Consider the following 20,287-nt stretch of genomic DNA (forward strand, 5'->3'; position numbering starts at 1 on the left):
TATCGCCCCACTTTCGCCCAGGACCTACTTATTCTCAATCCACATCGACATCCCCACCATCAAACCAGCCACCATCACCATTGTCGTAGCTGTGATCGGAATGGTCATGATCGATCAGGTCGGGACCATCCCAATAGGTGCCTGAACCTCGGCGGTCGCGGCGTGTTCGACCGGGGAAGTACTCGATCAGTAGCGCGACGACGATGAGCACGGCGATGAGGCCGAACAGCACGAAGATGAGGGTTAACATCGCAGGTCTTCCGCTATTTAGCTTCCGTAAGACGATCTCGACGCGCAGTGGTATTCGCTTGGGCAAGAAACAAATTGGGGACGCGACAGGAAAATACCCTGAATCGCGTCCCCAGTCAAAAGTTAGGTCACAGGGCCAGGGTTAACTTACCGTGGCGGACTCGACCGTGCTAGTTCCGGCTGCGGACCGAGCAAACGTGTAATCGGTGCCGTCGTAGCCGACCGTGATGCGGTCGCCGTCCTTGAAGTCCCCTTTGAGCAGCAGCGTGGCCAGTTGGTTTTGCAGGCGGTTCTGGATGACTCGCTTCAAAGGGCGGGCCCCATACAGCGGGTCGAAACCTTCTTCCGCCAGCGCGTCCTTGGCCTCGTCGCTGACCACCAATTCCATGCCCTGTTCGGCCAGCTGATGGGCGAGCCCTTGGGTTTGGAAATCGACGATCGCACGAATCTGTTCCTTCACCAGCGGCTTGAAGACGATGATGTCATCAATCCGGTTGAGGAACTCCGGCAGGAACTTCGTTCGCAGATTGGCCTGGGCGGCGTCACGAATTTCTTCGTCGCTGCCCCCTTCCTGGGCAATCTGCTGAATGGCCTGGCTACCGATGTTGCTCGTCATCACCACAATCGTGTTGGTGAAGTCGACCGTGTGACCGTGGTTATCGGTCAAGCGGCCATCATCCAGCACTTGCAGCAGGATGTTGAACACATCGTGATGGGCCTTCTCGATTTCGTCGAGCAGGATCACGCTGTAAGGACGCCGCCGAACGGCTTCGGTCAGCTTGCCACCTTCTTCGTAGCCGACGTATCCGGGAGGTGCCCCGATCAGTCGACTCACGGCGTGACGCTCCATGTACTCGCTCATGTCGATCCGGACCATCGCGTGTTCGTCATCGAACAAAGCTTCAGCCAGCGCCTTGCACAGTTCGGTCTTACCCACGCCTGTAGGGCCCAGGAAGATGAACGAACCGACCGGACGATTGGCGGCCTGCAAACCGCTGCGGCTGCGACGTACCGCGTTGGCCACCGCCACGACGGCTTCGTCCTGACCGACGACGCGCTGATGCAGACGTTCTTCGAGCACCAACAGCTTGGCCCGTTCCGTTTCCAGCATCTTGGCAATTGGAACGCCCGTCCATTGGCTGACCACCTCGGCGATTTCGTCCTCGGTGACCTGCTCGCGAAGCAAACGCCGCTCGCTCTTGGTTTCGTCCTTCTCGGCCTCTTGCTCGCTTTCGGCTTCCATCCGCTGAACGAGTGCATCGTGTTTCTTCTGCAGCTCAAACAGCTTTTGGTAATCGCTTTCGGAAACGGGTTGCCCGGCCGATTGCGTTTCCTGAATCGAAGCATGCAGCCGAGAGTACTCGAGGTCGGTCGCGGCCAGTTCTTCGCGAATCTGAGCGACGTCCCCCATCCCGAGCTTCTCGGCTTCCCACTGCTCACGCAGGCTGGCCAGTTGTCGTTTGACCTCTTCCATCTCGTCTTGAATTTCTTCGCGACGCTGGATGGCACCTTCTTCGGTCTCCTCGGCCAGCTGTCGATCGGCCAGTTGCAACTGCGTCAAACGGCGCTGCACCTGATCAATCTCGGCTGGAACGCTTTCCAGTTCGATAGCTAGCCGGCTCGAAGCTTCGTCGACCAGGTCGATCGCCTTGTCTGGCAGGAACCGGTCGGTGATGTAACGATCGGAAAGCTTCGCCGCTGCGACCAGCGCCGAGTCCTTGATCTTCACCCCATGATGCGCTTCGTAGCGTGGCTTGAGGCCGCGCAGAATCGCGATGGTGTCTTCGATCGAGGGTTCGCCGACGTACACCGGCTGGAAACGGCGTTCGAGGGCCGCGTCCTTTTCGATGTACTGACGGTACTCGTCGAGCGTCGTCGCACCGATACACCGCAGTTCGCCGCGGGCCAGGGCCGGCTTCAACAGGTTCGCCGCATCGGCGCCCCCTTCGGCCTTGCCGGCACCGACGACGGTATGCAGTTCGTCGATGAACAGCACGACGCTACCCTGCGAGTCCTGAACTTCCTTCAGCACCGCTTTCAGGCGCTCCTCGAACTCGCCGCGGAACTTCGCCCCGGCAACCAATGCCCCCATATCGAGCGCGATGACGCGTTTGTTTTTGAGGCTCTGCGGCACGTCCCCTTGCACGATACGCAGTGCGAGCCCTTCGGCGATAGCCGTCTTACCGACGCCCGGCTCACCGATCAGCACCGGGTTATTCTTGGTACGACGCGAGAGAACCTGAACCGTACGGCGGATCTCTTCGTCGCGTCCGATCACCGGATCGAGCTTACCTTTCTCGGCTCGCTCGACCAGGTCGATGCCATACTTCTGCAGTGCCTGGAAGGTGTCTTCGGGACTCTTGGAGGTGACGCGCGAGCTTCCCCGCACTTCCCGCAGCGCGGACAAGATGTCTTTCTCGGTGACCGCGTTGACCTGTAACAGATCCTTCGCCTTCGAGGCGACCTGCGTCAGGGCCAGCATCAGATGTTCGGTCGAGACGAACTCGTCCTTCATCGTGTCGGCCTGCTTTTGGGCCGCCTGAAAGACCTGGTCGAGTTCGCTCGAAAGACGCAGTTGCCCATCGCCCCCAGTCACCGTCGACAGACGTCCGATCTCGGACTTGACCATCGACTCCAACTGACCACGATTCGCGCCGATCTTTTCCAGAAGCGGACGAACGATTCCGCCGTCTTCCTTCAGAAGTGCCGCGAGCAAGTGAAGGGGCGAAAGGGCCGTATTGCGTGCCTCGGTAGCCATCTGCTGAGCCAGCTGAACGGCCTGCTGAGCTTTTATGGTGAACTTATCGAATCGTGGAGTCATCACGTTTTCCTTTTATGTTGAATCGGGTAGTTGTTGAATTGGCACTCCGAATTTTGAATTAGTTTGAAGTTTTCAGTGTTCAGTGAAAGCGAGTGAACGGAACACTTCATTCGAACGCTCGGTATCAAGCGATCCTTCGCTTGCATCTGTCAGCCCCAAAGGGGCGACCGTTAATAGCCAGGGGCGGAAGCCCCTGGTAGCAATCTAGTATGACAAGCCCCAAAGGGGCGTCCGAACGATTCCCTGATCAATCCCACATATAGCGCTCGTCGTATTCGACGCCGTGCTTCTCCAGGAACATCAACAACTCCTCTCGAAACGTGCGTTTGCGGTGATGTTCCTCTTGATGCGCGATATATTCTTTTACGTCTTCCAAGCCTGATTGGCTCACCGAAAACACGGAATAACCTTGTTGCCAGGCAAACGCCCTCGAACCAGGAATCGTTGTATGAATCCAATGACTCGATATCGATTTCAAATCCCGTACGAGATCGGAAATCGCAATCTCTCTCGACATCGAGATCAATAAATGAACGTGATCTTCAACACCTCCGGTAGCGAGTAGTTCGCATTTGCGCTGGCGAAGGATTCCGACCAGATATTGATTCAATCGTGAGGCCCACTCCCTTTGGATCGTTCGCTCGCGATTTTTCGTGCTGAAGATCAAATGGATGTAAACGCGGGCGAACGATTGAGGCATCTTCTCGAGTCCTTGTTTCGGACGCCCCGTTGGGGCTTATGCTTCTTATTGCTTCTTTACCAGGGGCTTCCGCCCCTGGCTATTAACGGCCGCCCCCTTGGGGCTAACGCATTCCGCCACTCCATAAAAAGGGCCGGGTACCTTGCGGCCCCAGCCCTTGATGATCACAAACGTTCGTTCGTGATGCCCGGGCTTTTTCCCGAGCATCCCTTGGCCAGGAAGGTTAGTCCTTCTTGACCTCGAACTCGGCATCGATGGCGTCGTCGTCGCCTCCCTTGGCTTCACCGCTGGGGGCTTCCCCACCGGCGGCAGCTTCCGGGTTGTTGGCGGCGGCCGCTTCGTACAGGATCTTGCTGACCGCGTGCGAAGCCGCTTCCAGTTCGCTGATGGCGGACTTGATCTTCTCGACGTCTTCTCCCTTGGCCGCTTCGCGAACCTTGCCGATCGCGGCTTCCAGCGGAGCCTTGTCGTTGTCGGAGATCTTGTCGCCGGCGTCCTTGATCAGCTTCTCGAGTTGGAAGCAGTTCGATTCGGCTTCGTTGCGAGCTTCGGCCAGTTCACGCTTCCGCTTGTCTTCGGCGGCGTGTTCTTCGGCGTCCTTCTGCATCCGATCGATCTCTTCCTTCGAGAGGCCAGAGCTCTGCTTGATCTCGACCTTCATTTCCTTGCCGGTACCCAGGTCCTTGGCACTCACGTTGAGGATACCGTTCTGGTCGATGTCGAACTTGACTTCGATCTGCGGCATACCACGCGGAGCAGGAGCGATACCATCGAGGTTGAACTCGTCGAGCAAACGGTTGTCGGCAGCCATCGGGCGTTCACCCTGGAACACGCGAACGGTCACGGCGGCCTGGTTGTCTTCGGCCGTGCTGAAGGTCTGCTTCTTCTCGGTCGGAATCGTCGTGTTGCGTTCGACCAACTTGGTGAACACGCCACCGAGCGTTTCGATACCGAGCGACAGCGGCGTGACGTCCAACAGCAGCACGTCCTTACGACCACCTTCGGCCAGCACGCTACCTTGGATCGCGGCACCAGCGGCGACGACTTCGTCCGGATTCACACCCTTGTGTGGTTCCTTGGCGAAGATTTTCTTGACCATCTCCTGAACCTTCGGGATACGCGTACTACCACCGACCAGCACGACTTCGTCGATATCGCTGGGGGACAGACCGGCATCCTTCAGGGCCTTCTCGACCGGAATACGACAACGCTCGATGAGGTCGTCGGTCATCTGCTCGAACTGGCTGCGAGTAATGGTCAGCTGCAAGTGCTTCGGACCGGAAGCATCCGCCGTGATGAACGGCAGGTTGATGTCGGTCGAGGCCTGGCCGCTGAGTTCCTTCTTGGCCTTTTCACAAGCTTCCTGCAGACGCTGCAGAGCCATCTGATCTTTACGCAGGTCGATGCCGTTGTCGTTCTGGAACTGCTGGGCCACGTAGTTGATCAACTTCTCGTCGAAGTCGTCACCACCAAGGTGGGTATCACCGTTGGTGCTGATCACTTCAAACACGGTTCGACCGCCGTCGTCGCCATCTTCCGGTGGCGAGACTTCCAGGATCGAGATGTCGAACGTACCACCACCGAGGTCGAACACGGCGATCTTTTCGGCCTTGTTCTTACCCAAGCCGTAAGCCAAAGCGGCTGCGGTCGGTTCATTGATGATACGAGCAACTTCGAGCCCGGCGATCTGGCCGGCGTCTTTGGTTGCCTGGCGCTGGGCGTCGTTAAAGTAAGCAGGCACCGTAATCACGGCCTTGCTGACTTTATGCCCCAGGTAGCTTTCGGCGGCCGCTTTCAGCTTTTGCAGAACCTTGGCCGAAACTTCCGGCGGGGTGAATTCCTTGTCGCCGATCTGAACCTTGACGTAATCGTCTGCGTTGCCGACGACCTTATACGGAACCATCTTCTCTTCCGAGCCGACTTCGCTGTGACGACGACCCATGAATCGTTTGATGGAGTAAACGGTTTTGGTAGGATTGGTCACCGCCTGACGACGTGCTGGTTCGCCAACAAGGACTTCTCCTTTGTCGGTGTAACCAACGACGCTTGGCGTGAGCCGACTTCCTTCGGCGTTCGGAATCACCTTGGCTTCCGAACCTTCCATGACCGCGACCACCGAGTTGGTGGTACCGAGGTCGATCCCAATAATCACTTCGCCTTGAGCCATAGTGGTCACCTCTTTCTTTCGTAAATTTCGCGCCCAAGCGGGCGTGAGACGTTTTATGTTGTGAGCCTGGGCACTGGCCCAGGACAAGCTGTCAATGTGTCACTCATACCGGGACTGGCCGTGGCTTGAGATTGACCAAGCTCATTGCAAGAGGTATGCCAAAACTGTCCATCGAGATCAAAAAATGTCCATAACAACCTATAAATAAAAGACTTACATCAACTCCATTTTTTGTCCTAGTTCTGCGGTCAGGATTTCGTCAGGAATTCTCTGCCAAAATGGCAGCGAATTGCCACAAAGTCTCCTGTGAGCTAGATTTACGGCGGAATAAGATGAGTTATCATGCGATAGCCGCTTCCCATTTCCCCGAAGCGTGGTCCCCTAGCCGCGACAAGCAAGCGACGATCTTCATGCTTCGTGATTCCCCTGCATCCGGCCTTTTCCCGCCTGGATGCCAAGCTTCTCAAACTCCAGGCACAGCCCGATGGCCAAGACACCTCGCAAGACCTCTTCGACCGACCTGCAGAAAGCGATCGCCAAGATGGATCAACAGATCCTGACGCTGCTGGCCAAACGGGTCGATACCTGTCAGAAGTTGGTTCAAGCCGAGCCTGGCAAGACGATCGAACAGCAGCTTAGCAGCGAAGAGACGGAACTGCAGAAACTACTCAAGGCAAACAAGACCAGCCTGCCCAGCGAGGCCATTTCTCCCGTTCTGCAAGAGGTTTTGAGCCTGTGCCGGAGTGCTTCCCGGAGACTTCGGATTGCCTATTTGGGTCCGCAGTACAGCTATTCGCATCAGGCCGCCGTCGAGAAGTTCGGGGCCAATGCCGACTACAGCCCAGTCGCCACGATCGCAACCGTCTTCGAGGAAATCCAGCGTAACCAGGCCGATTTCGGACTCGTTCCGGTAGAGAATTCGAACGATGGCCGCGTGACCGATACGCTCGAGATGTTTGCGAAACACCCGACCAAGATCTGCGGCGAGGTGAAACTGCATATCCACCACCAACTGTTGGCCAAGTGCAACCGCGAGGAGATCAAAGAGGTCTTCAGCAAGCCCCAGGCCCTTTCACAGTGTCGCAACTGGCTAGCCAAGCATCTGCCGGCTGCCCGGCCGATCGAGATGACCAGCACAGCAGCCGCCGCCCAGTTGGCCGCCCAGAAGGAAGGGGCTGCAGCGATCGCAAGTCGTGCCGCAGGCATCAATTACAACCTGGAGACCATCGCCTCGAACATCGAAGACAACCCCAACAACATTACGCGTTTCGCGGTTATCTCGCACGAAATGGGTCCTAAGACAGGGCACGACAAGACCGCCCTGCTCTTCCAGACCGAGCACAAGCCGGGGGCGCTGGCCGACGCGATGAACATCTTTAAGAAGAACCGCCTGAATCTGACCTGGATCGAGTCGTTTCCCGTGGCCAACGCCCCGGAGGAATACCTTTTTTTCGTCGAAATGGAGGGGCATTGCAGTGAACTGAAGCTTCGCCGCACGATAAGTGCCCTCGAAAAGAAGACCCTGCGGCTGGAAGTGTTGGGCTCGTACCAGAAAACCGACCCGGTGAACTAAGCGGGAAAAAAACTCAATCGCCGTTCAAGACACCCTCACCCTGACCCTCTCCCTCTGAGGGAGAGCGAACAAGAGGGGGATAGTTCTTCTATCGGGGCGTAGGTGACCTCGACGACCATGCAAGCACTCTGCTATATTGTTGGGTTTCATTGTGAACCGACATCACGACTTAGAGCGTTCTGAGTCATTGCCATTTCATCGGCCGAGGCGGTCCGAAGGGAGAACGAGGGTGAGACGTCCTTTCATTGCAGGTAACTGGAAAATGAACACCACCAAGGCCGACGGGATTGCTTTGGTGCAAGGCGTTGCCGAAGGCAATACGGCCGGCGAAGCGGTCGAAGTTGCCGTTTGTGCTCCTAGCGTTTACCTCGACGCCATTGCCACCGCGGCTGGCGGCAAAGTGGGCGTCGGCGCTCAGAACTGCTACCACGAAGCCTCCGGAGCTTTCACCGGCGAAATCTCGGCCGCCATGGCCAAGGACGTTGGTTGCCAATACGTGATCCTCGGTCATAGCGAACGCCGCCACATTTTCGGTGAATCCAACGCCGACGTCTGCAAGAAAGTACACGCCGTTCTGGCGGCCGGCCTGACGCCGATCGTCTGCGTGGGCGAACTGCTGGAAGAACGTGAATCAGGCAAGACCTCCGACGTGGTCGCCGAGCAGATGTACGGCAGCCTCGCTGGCGTGACCGCTGAACAGATGGCTTCGGTCGTCATCGCTTACGAACCCGTTTGGGCAATCGGCACCGGCAAGGTCGCCACGCCTGAGCAAGCCGAAGAAGTGCACGCCGGCATTCGTGCCTTGATGACCGCCAAGTATGGCGAGAGCGTCAGCGAGTCGGTCCGCATTCAGTACGGCGGAAGCGTGAAGCCGGACAACGCCGCGGAACTGCTTTCGCAGCCGAACATCGACGGTGCCCTGGTCGGCGGTGCTTCGCTCAAAGCCGATAGCTTCCTTGGCATTATCGCCGGTGCCCAAGGCTGATCGTTTACCCATTCCCCGTTGGGATCTGGCGATCGAGGCCGATCCCACTTTTGAATCCAGACACGGACGTTTTCATAAGTAGCCAGTCATGACCAGTCCCATCCTTTTCGGATTCCTGCAGTACATTTTCGGCCCTCTGCTCTTGGTGACATCTGTCTTCCTGATCCTGGTCGTGCTCGTGCAGCGCGGTCGTGGTGGCGGCCTGACCGGTGCCCTGGGTGGTGCCGGCGGCCAGAGTGCATTTGGCGCGAAAGCAGGCGACGTGTTCACCAAGATCACGGTCGTCGTCGCGGTGTTCTGGATTTTGCTGTGCATCTTCGCCACGATGGGTCTGCAAGACCAAGGAGCAAGCAAGCTGACTGGTGGCGGAGGTAGCGCTGCCCCAGCGGCAACCGGCCTGCCGGGCGATACGACGCCGGGTGCTGGCGGTCCTGCATTGACGCTGCCATCGGACGAAGAAAAAGCCGCCCCCGCTGCCGGAGATACCCCAGCTGCAGATGCTCCGGCTGCCGACCTGGAACCGCCTGCGGAAGGTGGTGCCGCGGCACCCGCCGCTGATGCCGCCCCGGCCGCAGGAGATGCCTCGTCGACCGAAGAGAAGCCCGCCGAGTAATTCACGCGGCACTGCATTGAATCATTCTCAGAAACTTCCCTAGGCCTCGATCCCGGGGAAGTTTTGTTCGTTCCCTTCCTGACCAATTCACCTAGCATCGCGAGTTCGCGAAGAGAGAAACCATGCTGCTGAGCATGACCGGATATGGCGATGCCCACCTGCACGCGGAAGGCGTTTCCGTTTCGGTTGAAGTGCGCTCGGTGAACAATCGCTACTTCAAGCTGGCCGTGCGTGGCAACGAATTGTTCAGCGGACTGGAATCGCAGATCGAAGGGGTCACGCGGAAGTATATCAACCGCGGCACCATCACGATCAACCTGCGAATCAAGCAGGACGTCACCGCCGACAAGTACCGCATCGATACGGCCGTGCTGGAAAGCTACATGCAGCAGATCCACCAGCTGGGTGCGAAGGTGGGGCTTTCGGAAACGCCCCATATCGATTCGGTGCTGCAGTTGCCTGGTGTCGTGCAAGAGAACACCGATACCGACGACGAGCAGTTCAATGCCTGGCCAGTGATTGAAAAGACACTGAAGGCCGCCCTCGAGAAGTTCGACACCATGCGTCGCGCCGAGGGAGAAAACACAACCAAAGATCTTCGCGAGAACCTGGCGATGATCGCCTCGCACCTGGAAACGATCGAGGCCAAGTCGCCACGGGTGGTCGACGGCTATCGAGACCGCATGACCGAGCGCGTGAACAAGGTCCTGGAAGAATTCGACGTGACGGTTGACCCGGCGACGCTTCTTCGCGAAGTGGCGATCTTCACCGATCGCGTGAACATCTCCGAAGAGATCGTCCGGCTCAAAAGCCACCTGGGTCAGTTTGAAAAGTTCCTCACGCAGGAAGAGTCGGCCGGGCGAAAGCTCGACTTTCTAACGCAGGAAATTTTCCGCGAGACCAACACGATCGGCTCGAAGGCCAACGACGCGGAGATCGCTCGGGGCGTGGTCGAAATGAAGACCGCCATCGAGAAGATCCGAGAGCAAATCCAAAACATCGAATAACATTAGGGCGTTTTCCCATCTCCTGTCCCCTCGCCCGTCTGCGGGGGAGAGGGTTAGGGTGAGGGGGCATGCGGCATTTCGGAAGCACACGCACAACCGGTGTTCCGATTGAAGAGTACAGAACAACAAGCGACGAAGGTATCCTAACAGCGTTCAGGAAACCCTCACCCTAACCCTCTCCCTGCGAGGGAGAGGGAACAAGAATAAAGCATGACAGCAAGCACACCAGGCAACTTGGTCATCCTGTCCGGGCCTTCAGGCGTTGGCAAATCGACCGTGGTGCGCAAGCTGTTGGCATTGGGTCAGCCGCCCATCGAACTGAGTGTTTCCGCCACGACCCGCGAGCCGAGAGCCGGAGAGCAGGATGGTATCGACTATCACTTCCTGCCCAAGGAAGACTTTCAGCGGCGGATCGAGGCTGACGAATTCCTGGAGTATGTCGAGGTCTTTCGCAAAGGGCACCTGTACGGAACCCTTCGCAGCGAAGTCGAGGCCCGGCTCAGCCAGGGGATTTCGGTTCTATTGGAAATCGACGTCGAGGGAGCCGCCAAGGTGGCCCAGAAGTACCCCGAAGCCGTCACCATTTTCCTGAGTCCCGAGTCGGCCGAAGAATTGGAACGCCGGCTACGCGACCGAGGCACCGAAACAGAAGAAGCCATCCAGCGGCGGCTGGAAACGGCCAAGAGAGAGATGGAAGCGTCCGCGTGGTATCGTCACCACGTGACCAACAAACTTGGCGCCGCCGACCAAACCGCCGCACAACTTGCAGACATTATCCGTCAGGAAAAGGAGGAGCGATGCTCGAAGAACTGAAAGAAGAATTCATCATCAAGAAGGTGGGTGGCCGCTTTAAGCTGTCGACCCTGATCCAGAAGCGCCTGGTGGCCTTGAACGCCGGCAGCCGTCCGCTGGTCGATATGAACTCGGACAACAAGATGGAAATCGTCCTGGAAGAGATCAAGCAGGACAAGATCTTCCTCGACACCTCGAACGAACTGCGCACCGCCGCTGACGGCGACGTGATGATCAAGTCGTTCGATGCCATGATGAGCGACGAACTGTGAGCCAGCGCAAGGTCATCATCGGCGTCACCGGCGGGATCGCCGCCTACAAGACGGCCGCTTTGGTCAGCCAATTGGTCAAAGCGGACGTCGACGTCACCGTGGTGATGACCCACGCCTCCCATCATTTTGTCGGCGCGTCAACGCTTACCGCGCTGTCCGGGAAGCGCGTGCACACAGAACTCTTTGACGAGGCCATGCCGCTAGGCGCGCACATCGAACTGGCGCGCCGGGCGAATCTTTTATGCATTGTGCCCGCCTCGGCTGACTTCATGGCCAAGGCTGCCCAAGGCCTGGCCGACGACCTATTGAGCACGCTCTACCTGGCGTTCACCGGCGACGTGATGATGTGCCCCGCGATGAACAAAGAGATGTGGGCTCACCCAGCCGTTCAGCGGAACGTGCAGCAGCTAGCCGAAGATGGCGTACAGATGATCGGCCCCGATAGCGGCTGGCAAAGCTGCCGGGTGGAAGGAACCGGGCGAATGACCGAGCCGGTGGAGATCTTCCAGGCGATTGAGAAACACTTCTTAGTCGGTTAGGGAAACAACTCTTGTCCCCTCTCTCCCGAGGACAGCGGAGAAGGGACCAGATTTGATGGCGCAGCAAAAAAGCGGAGCCATCGGGACTCCGCTTTTTCGATTTCGCTTGTCGGACCGAGTCGTTTAGGACTCCAGGTTCCAGCGCTGGATCAATTCTTCCGCAGCAGGGGTCAGCTTGCGGAGCTTGCCGGCCATTTTGCGCTTTTCGTCGTTGGATGGATTCTTTGCCAACTTGGCCTTGAACTTAGCGTAAACCTTCTTGCGATGACGTCGACGCTTCAACTCCTGATGGCGCTCGTTAATAACCGGCACGCGACAGTTCCTTTAGTGAGATATCTTTAGGTAAGTGGGTAACGACACACTAGGCGTCGAATTTGTTTGATCTGGAAACCCCACAATGTACGGAATAGGCCTTATTTCGTCAATTGGCCCAGCCGTTTTCGCTGCCCGAATCGCGAATTAAGATCAGAAAACCTCCCTTACTGGCCAATTACGGATCGAGGAATTGACCTGCACTGCCGCGTCGTAGAGACTAGACCGTTCGGCAAACCGTAATCCTACTGAGCCGACTCACCTAAAGATTCACCTCTGTTCCCCAGGAGATAGACGATGCGCTGTTTTGCCTGTTTGATGCTTTCCCTCGTGCTGGCCATACCCGCCGTGGCGCAAGATACCGCGACCAAAGAACCAATCGAAGCTTTGAAGCCAGTGCCGCGTGACGGCTGGTGGGTCAAGCGTCATGAAGAAAAGCTGAAAGCAATTGAAGACGCCGACAACATCGACGTCGTCTTCATTGGCGATTCGATCACCCACGGGTGGGAAGGCGCCGGCAAGCAGACTTGGGAAGAGAACTTCGCGAAGTGGAGCCCGCTGAACCTGGGTTACGGCGGCGACCGGACCGAGCACGTCCTGTGGCGTTTCGAGCATGGGGAACTGGATGGCTACAATCCAAAAGTAGCCGTCATCATGATCGGCACCAACAACACCGGCCATCGCAAAGAAAAGTCGGAAGATACCGCGGCCGGCGTGACCGCGATTGTCGAGAAGCTGCACGAGAAGCACCCGGAAACCAAGGTCCTGCTGCTGGCGATCTTCCCACGCGGTGCCAAGACCGAAGATCAACTCCGTAAGCTGAACGACGGCGCCAACGCCATTCTCGAGAAGACGATGAAGGACAAAGACTACGTCACCTTCCTGAACATCAACGACGTCTTCCTGACCGAAGATGGCACGCTGCCCAAGGAAATCATGCCGGACCTCTTGCACCCGAAAGAGAAGGGTTACCAGCTGTGGGCCGACGCCGTCACGCCGAAAATCAAAGAACTTCTCGGCGAATAATCAATCGACATCACTCGTGACATCAAAAAAGATCAGGATTACCCAGGTAGTCCTGGTCTTTTTTTGTTTCGCGACATGAAATCCTTTTGACCGCCAGCACCAAACGGGGCATGATGAAGCTCCCACCTGAAAGTTTCTCAACGGAGTTCCCGCCCATGCGTTTCGTGCTTCCCCTGCTTACTCTGGCAGTTATTGCCCCGTTGGTCGCTGCGGAAGAACCTTCCCTTGGTGACAAGCAAGTCGCAGCCTATTTCAAAGCCGAAACGGCACGCATCGCGAATGCTCCGCTAGCCGGGGTCGACTCGCTGGAAGCCTGGGAGGCAAAAAAGGAGGGATACCGACAGAAGCTCAAAGAGATGCTCGGGCTCGATCCATGGCCTGAAAAGACCGACCTGCAAGTCACTACTACCGGCGCCATCGAGCGTGACGGGATCGTCGTCGAGAAACTTCACTTCCAATCACGCCCCGGGCTATACGTAACCGGGAATCTGTATCGCCCAGCAAAGGTCGAAGGCAAGCTGCCGGCCGTGCTTTACGTATGCGGCCATGGCCGGGTGAAGAGGGATGGCATCAGCTATGGCAACAAAGCCCACTATCAACATCACGGAGCCTGGTTTGCCCGGCATGGGTTTGTGTGCCTGACGATCGATTCACTCGAACTGGGCGAAATCGAAGGGAAGCACAAAGGTCTCTACAACGACGCCCATCCATGGTGGACCAATCGCGGGTACACGCCGGCCGGGGTCGAAGCCTGGAACTGCGTTCGGGCGATCGATCTGCTGCAATCTCGCGAGGAGGTCGACCCCGAAAAAATCGGCGTCACCGGTCGCAGTGGCGGCGGTGCTTACAGCTGGTGTATCGCCGCGATCGACGAGCGAATCAAGGTCGCCGTTCCGGTTGCCGGTATTACCGACCTCGAAGATCACGTGGTCAACGGTGTGGTCTCGGGGCACTGCGACTGCATGTACTGGGTCAACACCTATGGCTTCGATTACACCTTGCTGCCGGCGCTGATCGCGCCGCGCCCACTGATGATCGCCAATACCGACTACGACCCGATCTTCCCGCTGGAAGGAGTCGAACGGACGCATCTCGCGGCGCGGAAGATTTACCAGCTGTATGGCAAAGCACCCAACTTGGCGCTGACGATCCTGCCAGGAGGGCATGCCGATACCCAGCCACTGCGCATCCCGGCTTTCTATTGGTTGCGAAAGCATCTGCAAGGAGAGGCTCCGGAAGTCACCGACGTCGCCACCCGGAAGTTTGAAGTGGAAGAGCTGAAGGTCCTCGACAAGATTCCCGAAGATGAGATCAACACGAAGATCGAAGAGACCTTCGTGGCGGCGGCCGAACCGGCGAACGTGCCGTCAACGCGTGCCGAGTGGGAGCAGATGTCCGGTAAGTGGAAGCAGCAGCTCCTGGAGAAGTCCTTCGGCGGATGGCCCGAGTCTGGAAAATCAGGAATTCGCCTCGATGGACTTTCCGAGCTTAAGAAGTGGATGGCCTACACCGACTGCGAGTTTTTCCCCCAGAAGAATGTCTCGCTTCCCATGCTTGTCTTTAGGGCGAAGCGTGCCGAGGGCACCACTTTCCCTAATGGCAAGCTCATCGTCGTCGACGACGCAGGCTGGAAAAAATGGACGGAGATCGCTGCAGGAACCGGTGAGGATTTTCCGATTGCCAATGCGGATAATTACGATACCATTTTCGTCTTGGCACCTCGTGGCATCGGTCCCACGCAATGGACTCAAGAAACCAAGCCCGAAATCCAGTTGCGTCGTCGGTACCTGCTCTTGGGACAATCACACGATGCGATGCAAGTTTGGGACATACGCCGAGCGGCGGAAGAGATTCTCCGCTCGACCTCGACGGAACACGTCGATGTCGAAGCCAGTGGCAAGATGGCAGCACTGGTCGTCTACGCCGCCATCTTCGAGCCCGCGATTGGCGATTTAACCCTGCACAACCCGCCAGCCGATCACCGCGAAGGCCCCTATTTCATGAACGTGCGACGATTCATGAATATGCGTGAAGCCATGGCGATGGCATCGAATTCCTTAGATACTCCACGGTCAGTCAACCTTATTTCGGATACGCCGGAATTAATTGACTATTCCAATCAGGTGAAGAAGAAGATCAACGTGCCGGTTGGCTTGCCGATCGAAAACCAACCGGCTCGTTTGAAGCGTTAACGCCGAGATGGGCGTGATTGTCGATGCGGACATCGACTGGCATTTCTCATCAAGCTTCACAGAAGAACCTCCTACCCTTGCCCTCTCCCTGCGAGGGAGAGGGGACAGGATTTGAGCGCGGTGTCTTTTTGGTGAGCGCTAAACGTATCCTTCTTCACCGTCTTCCAGGTACTGAACCTTGTACAGATCCTTGCGGCGGTCGTTCCAGTTTTGAACCGAGCCTTCCAAGCGGTGCCGCCGCAATAGCTCCAGGTCGACGTCGTGGATGACGATCGTTTCGACGTTCGGATTGCATTCGGCGGCGATGCCGTCGCGGGCAAACTCGGCATCGCAAGGGGTGAATACGCCGGACTGGGCGTAGTGAATGTCGGCGTTTTCGACGAACGGCAGGTTGCCGGTACAGCCCGAGATGGCCACGTACACCTGGTTCTCGACACAACGGGCCTGGGCACAGGTCTTCACGCGAAGGTAACCATGACGCGTGTCGGTGTTGTACGGCACGAAGATCATCTCGGCCCCTTTGTTGGCCGCGATCCGCGTCAACTCGGGAAATTCAATGTCGTAGCAGATCTGAATGGCGACCTTGCCACAGTCGGTGTCGAAGACTTCGACCTTGTGACCAGGCTCGATCCCCCACCACTTGCGTTCGCTGGGGGTGATGTGAATCTTGTATTGCTTGCCGATCGAGCCATCGCGACCGAACAGGTAGGCAATGTTGTACAGCGTGTCGTTTTCCAGCACGAAGTGACTACCGCCAATCACGTTCACGTTGAACTTGATGGCCCGCTCGGAAAAATATTCGAGGTAATCGGTCGTAAACTCCGCAAGCCGCCGCGCGGCCAGCCCCGGCCGCGTTGGTTCCACACAAGAGAGTAGCTGCGTGGTAAACAGTTCGGGAAACAGGATGAAGTCGGACTTGTAGTCGGAAGCAACATCCAGGAAGAAGTCGCACTGCTGGGCGAACTCGTCAAAGCTGCGAATCGCACGCATTTCGTACTGCACGACCGTGATACGAATCGGCTCGACCAGGTGATGAAAACGCCGCTTGGCCCCCGGCTTGTAGTCGAGGTTGAGCCACTCCAAATAGGTGGCGTATCCGCACGAAGCCTTGTCGCTGGGCAGGTAATCGGGAATCAGCCCTTGCAGTGCGAAGCCGTTGGCCGTCTGGGCGGTAAGCACGGGGTCGAACTCAGCCTTGGCGACCACCCGTTCGACATATTCGCGGGCCGACATCTTATCGGCCACTTTGTGATACCCCGGAATGCGGCCGCCGATGATCATCCGGGCAAGGTTCATCTCGCGGCACATTTCCTTACGGGCATCGTACATGCGGCGAGAAAGCTTCAGCCCACGGAACTCGGGATGAACCATCATCTCGATCCCGTACAGCGTATCCCCCTTCGGGTTGTGATTGCGGATGTAACCGTTGTCGGACACGGCCTTGAAATTGTGCCAGGCCATGTTGGGCTCGTTTTGCACGATCAAGCTACTGGAGGAAGCGGCCAACTGACCGTCGATCTCGATGACGATTTGTCCCTTGGGGAAGATACGGAGCTGGCTTTCGATGTGCGCTTTCGACCAGGGCTCCATGCCAGGGAAGCAGGCCCGCTGCATTTCGACCAGCGCGTCGTAGTCCTCGATGCGCATGGGACGAATCACCGTTTTCCACTCGTATTCCTTTAGATCGATCGGTTCCATGAAACGCACCTATCCCCTAGACTGCCTTAATGTGTGCTGACGCGCAAGGCATTATCTGCGCCGCGTCTCTTTGACACAATGACAAACGATATCCGCCGTGTCACGTTTCACATTCCCGCAGCTACCCAGGAGCCGTTTCGAGTATGGAGTCTGAGCCACTAACGTTTTTAGAGCGTATGTTGAACACGCCGAGCCCCTCTGGCTACGAAGCCCCGGTGCAGGATGTCGTGCGGGAATATGCCGCCCAGTTCGCCGATAACGTCGATACCGACTTCCACGGCAACGTCATCGCTTCGGTTAATTCCGGCGGAAGCGTCCGCGTGATGATGGCTGGCCACTGCGATCAAATCGGCCTGTTGGTTACCCAGGTCGACGAAATGGGCTTCATCCGCTGCCAGACGATCGGCGGCTGGGACCCGGTTCAGTTAGTCGGACAGAAGATGTCGATCTGGACCGCCGATGGCGCGATCCCTGCGGTGATCTCGCGTAAACCCATTCACTTGCTCACCGATTCCGAGCGAAAAGCCCCCATTCAGCTCAAAGACCTCTGGCTCGATATCGGAGCCAAAGACCAGGCCGAAGCGAAGAAGCTGGTCCAGGTAGGCGACCCGGTCACGCTGCAGTTGGGCATGCAGAAGATGCAGAACGATCTGGTCTTTGGGCCCAAGATGGACGATACGACTGGGCTGTGGGTCGTCATCGAGGCAGCTCGCCGCTTTGGCAAGTTCAGCGACAAAAAGTGTGCCGCGTTCGCCGTTTCGACCGTTCAGGAAGAAATCGGCTTGCGAGGTGCCAAGACGAGCGCCTACGGAATCGATCCACACATTGGGATTGCCGTCGACGTAACCCACGCGACTGACTGCCCCACGATCGATCGAGGAGAACGTGGCGAAGTTTACCTGGGCCGCGGCCCCGTTATTTATCGGGGCCCCAACATGAACCCCAAGGTCGTATCGCGTCTGATTGAAGTGGCTGAGGAAAACCAGATTCCCTATCAGATGGCGGCCTTGGGCAAGGCAGCTCCAAACGATTCCAACGCAATTCAAACGACGCGTGGTGGTGTCGCCGCTGGCCTGGTCGCGATTCCCAACCGCTATATGCATAGCGCCGTCGAAACGATCTCGCTGGAAGACATCGACCACGCCGCGACCCTGTTGGCCGAGTTCCTGCACAGCGTCCAGGACGACGACGACTTCCGTCCCGGGATGTAAGCCGTAGATTACGGTCGTCAGGGATGCGGAGTCGGAACTTGGTTCGTGGTACGACCTGCCTGACTTTTCGTATCCGACTTCCGATTTGGCCTTCCTGCCAATTTGGCAAGCGAACTTTCAATTGCGACATCCCCAAATGTCTTGTGAATCGCAAGTTGTTTACCGAAAGCAACTTGCGATTTCATTCCCTCTTCTCGGCACGGCAATTGCATCTACTGGCTCATCTCAGAGAGAGTCTGCCAAAATCTGCACCCAGGGTGCATTTGGAGCTTGGCTCTGACGCAAACAAATCAACGGTTAATCACCAAGTTATGGAATAAACCGGCCAAGCGTGCTCGCCCAAAAAATGTGGGAACACCCCATGAACGAGCCAGGCCGATTGAAACCAGTTCATCCCACAAGAGGAGGATTCCAGACGTGGCAAAACAGATGGTCTTTGGAGATGAAGCGCGACAGCCGCTTTTGGCCGGCGTAACAAAGCTGGCACGTGCCGTGAAAAGCACGTTGGGTCCGCGTGGTCGCAATGCCGTGCTGGACAAAGGCTGGGGTTCCCCCAAGATCACCAAGGACGGCGTGACGGTTGCCGAAGACATCGAACTGGATGATGTCTACGAAAACCTCGCCTGTCAGTTGGTCAAGGAAGCCGCCAGCAAGACGAACGACGTCGCTGGTGACGGTACCACCACGGCAACCGTTCTGGCTGAAGGGATTTTCCGCGAAGGTTTGAAGATGCTGGCCGCCGGTGCCGACGGCATGGCTCTGCAGCGTGGCATTCTGAAGGCTTCCGAAGCCGTCGGCGAAGCCGTTCAGAAGTCGTCCACCAAGATCGATGAAAAGAGCAAGAAGCAGATCGAACAGATCGCCACCATCGCCGGTAACAATGATCCGACGATCGGTAAGGTGCTGGCCGAAGCTTTCCTGAAGGTTGGCAAAGACGGCGTCATCACCGTCGAAGAAGGTCGCGGCAGCGAAACGACCGTCGACTTCGTCGAAGGGATGCAGTTCGATCGCGGCTTTCTTTCGCCGCACTTCGTCACCGACGAAGATTCGCAAACGGTCGAACTGGAAGACTGTTACATTCTGTTGTTTGAAGAAAAAATCTCGGCCGCCAAGAAGCTGGTTCCCCTGCTGGAAGCCATCAGCAAGGCCAACAAGCCGCTGCTGATCATCGCCGAAGACGTCGAAGGCGAAGCTCTGGCAACGCTGGTCGTCAACAAGATGCGTGGCATCCTGAACGTCGCCGCCGTCAAGGCTCCTGGCTACGGCGATCGCCGCAAGGCCATGCTCGGCGACATCGCCACCCTGACCGGCGGAACCGCCATTTTCAAGGACCTGGGTATCGAACTGGAAAGCGTCAAGACTTCCAACCTGGGTCGTGCCAAGAAGGTGAAGCTGACCTCAGGCGAGACGGTCATCGTCGGCGGTGCTGGCAAGAAGGCCGACATCGAAGGTCGTGCCGCTCAGATCCGTAGCGAAATCGAAACCACCGACAGCGAATACGATCGCGAAAAGCTGCAAGAACGTCTGGCCAAGCTGGCCGGCGGTGTGGCCCAGATCAACTGCGGTGCCGTTACCGAAACCGAAATGAAGGAACGCAAGGACCTGCTGGTCGACGCCAAGAGCGCTACCCAGGCAGCCCTGCAGGAAGGCATCGTTCCTGGTGGTGGCATCGCTCTGCTCCGAGCTGAAAAGGCTCTGAAGAAGCTGGCCGTCGAGGGAGACGAAAAGCTGGGGGCGGACATCGTTGCCAAGGTTCTCGAATTCCCACTGCGTACGATCGCCGAAAATGCCGGTCTGGATGGTGGCGTGGTCGTGAACCGCGTTCGTCAGCAAAAGAAGGCCACCGAAGGCTTCAACGCCGATACCGGCAACTACGAAGACCTGGTCGACGCCGGCGTGATCGATCCGGCCAAGGTGGTTCGTACGGCCCTGCAGAATGCTGCCAGCGTTGCCGCATTGCTGCTGACGACCGACTCGCTGATCACCGAAATCCCATCCGAAGACGAAGGGGGCGATCACCACGATCACCATGACCACGGCGGCATGGGTGGTATGGGTGGCATGCCAGGAATGGGCGGCATGGGCATGCCCGGCATGATGTAATTCACGCGCAGGCCTGAATTGCACATA

At 57.4% G+C, this 20,287-nt stretch carries 17 protein-coding genes; 11 read left to right on the forward strand and 6 right to left on the reverse strand.

The annotated features are described in order from the left end of the window. Positions 1-34: 34 nt before the first annotated feature. From Pan97_RS17175 to dnaK, 4 genes are all read right to left on the reverse strand, one after another. Positions 35-250: a hypothetical protein gene (locus Pan97_RS17175; protein WP_144974644.1), complete on the reverse strand. Its 216-nt coding sequence runs from the start codon at positions 248-250 to the stop codon at positions 35-37. Positions 251-391: 141 nt separating this feature from the next. Then, positions 392-3,070: an ATP-dependent chaperone ClpB gene (clpB, locus tag Pan97_RS17180; RefSeq protein ID WP_144974647.1), complete on the reverse strand. Its 2,679-nt coding sequence runs from the start codon at positions 3,068-3,070 to the stop codon at positions 392-394. Positions 3,071-3,317: 247 nt separating this feature from the next. Further along, positions 3,318-3,770 carry an IS200/IS605 family transposase gene (tnpA, locus tag Pan97_RS17185; protein WP_144974649.1) on the reverse strand — a complete coding sequence of 151 codons (453 nt, stop codon included), beginning with the start codon at positions 3,768-3,770 and terminating at the stop codon, positions 3,318-3,320. A gap of 223 nt (positions 3,771-3,993) precedes the next feature. After that, entirely contained in the window at positions 3,994-5,937 is a 1,944-nt protein-coding gene (dnaK, locus tag Pan97_RS17190; protein ID WP_144974651.1) for a molecular chaperone DnaK, read from the reverse strand. Between the two features lie 484 nt (positions 5,938-6,421). On the opposite strand from dnaK, the gene pheA reads away from it, so the two are divergent. The 7 genes from pheA (at position 6,422) to Pan97_RS17225 (ending at position 11,718) form a co-directional block, all read left to right on the forward strand. Next, on the forward strand, positions 6,422-7,510 hold the full coding sequence (pheA, locus tag Pan97_RS17195; RefSeq protein WP_144974653.1) for a prephenate dehydratase: 1,089 nt from the start codon (positions 6,422-6,424) through the stop codon (positions 7,508-7,510). A gap of 229 nt (positions 7,511-7,739) precedes the next feature. Then, positions 7,740-8,495 carry a triose-phosphate isomerase gene (tpiA, locus tag Pan97_RS17200; protein WP_144974654.1) on the forward strand — a complete coding sequence of 252 codons (756 nt, stop codon included), beginning with the start codon at positions 7,740-7,742 and terminating at the stop codon, positions 8,493-8,495. Positions 8,496-8,583: 88 nt separating this feature from the next. Next, positions 8,584-9,108: a preprotein translocase subunit SecG gene (gene secG / locus Pan97_RS17205; protein ID WP_144974656.1), complete on the forward strand. Its 525-nt coding sequence runs from the start codon at positions 8,584-8,586 to the stop codon at positions 9,106-9,108. Between the two features lie 122 nt (positions 9,109-9,230). Further along, positions 9,231-10,115, forward strand: coding sequence for a YicC/YloC family endoribonuclease (locus Pan97_RS17210; RefSeq protein WP_196782136.1), 885 nt, complete (start codon positions 9,231-9,233; stop codon positions 10,113-10,115). Positions 10,116-10,325: 210 nt separating this feature from the next. Then, positions 10,326-10,928, forward strand: a complete 603-nt coding sequence (gmk, locus tag Pan97_RS17215; RefSeq protein ID WP_144974658.1) for a guanylate kinase — start codon at positions 10,326-10,328, stop codon at positions 10,926-10,928. Continuing rightward, positions 10,913-11,179, forward strand: a complete 267-nt coding sequence (locus Pan97_RS17220) for a DNA-directed RNA polymerase subunit omega (RefSeq protein ID WP_144974660.1) — start codon at positions 10,913-10,915, stop codon at positions 11,177-11,179. Before gmk ends, Pan97_RS17220 begins: the two co-directional genes overlap by 16 nt. Continuing rightward, entirely contained in the window at positions 11,176-11,718 is a 543-nt protein-coding gene (locus tag Pan97_RS17225; RefSeq protein ID WP_144974662.1) for a flavoprotein, read from the forward strand. Before Pan97_RS17220 ends, Pan97_RS17225 begins: the two co-directional genes overlap by 4 nt. 123 nt (positions 11,719-11,841) lie before the next feature. On the opposite strand, the gene Pan97_RS17230 is transcribed toward Pan97_RS17225, so the two are convergent. Further along, positions 11,842-12,030, reverse strand: coding sequence for a DUF6800 family protein (locus Pan97_RS17230; RefSeq protein WP_144974664.1), 189 nt, complete (start codon positions 12,028-12,030; stop codon positions 11,842-11,844). Between the two features lie 297 nt (positions 12,031-12,327). Between Pan97_RS17230 and Pan97_RS17235 the strand changes: the two genes are divergently transcribed. Together Pan97_RS17235 and Pan97_RS17240 are read left to right on the forward strand one after the other, a co-directional pair. Then, positions 12,328-13,056, forward strand: coding sequence for a platelet-activating factor acetylhydrolase IB subunit (locus Pan97_RS17235; protein WP_144974666.1), 729 nt, complete (start codon positions 12,328-12,330; stop codon positions 13,054-13,056). Between the two features lie 155 nt (positions 13,057-13,211). Continuing rightward, the gene (locus tag Pan97_RS17240; protein WP_165698818.1) at positions 13,212-15,248 is read left to right on the forward strand and encodes an alpha/beta hydrolase; all 2,037 of its coding nucleotides are present in this window, start codon (positions 13,212-13,214) and stop codon (positions 15,246-15,248) included. Between the two features lie 138 nt (positions 15,249-15,386). Here Pan97_RS17240 and Pan97_RS17245 read toward each other — a convergent pair whose 3' ends face one another. Beyond that, positions 15,387-16,946, reverse strand: coding sequence for a bifunctional GNAT family N-acetyltransferase/carbon-nitrogen hydrolase family protein (locus Pan97_RS17245; protein ID WP_144974670.1), 1,560 nt, complete (start codon positions 16,944-16,946; stop codon positions 15,387-15,389). A gap of 143 nt (positions 16,947-17,089) precedes the next feature. Here Pan97_RS17245 and Pan97_RS17250 point away from each other — a divergent pair, with 143 nt between their 5' ends. Next, positions 17,090-18,157, forward strand: a complete 1,068-nt coding sequence (locus Pan97_RS17250; RefSeq protein WP_144974672.1) for a M42 family metallopeptidase — start codon at positions 17,090-17,092, stop codon at positions 18,155-18,157. A 417-nt stretch (positions 18,158-18,574) separates the two neighbouring features. Continuing rightward, entirely contained in the window at positions 18,575-20,260 is a 1,686-nt protein-coding gene (groL, locus tag Pan97_RS17255) for a chaperonin GroEL (RefSeq protein ID WP_144974674.1), read from the forward strand. The last annotated feature ends 27 nt before the right edge of the window (positions 20,261-20,287 follow it).

The organism is Bremerella volcania, assembly GCF_007748115.1.
GTDB lineage: Bacteria > Planctomycetota > Planctomycetia > Pirellulales > Pirellulaceae > Bremerella > Bremerella volcania.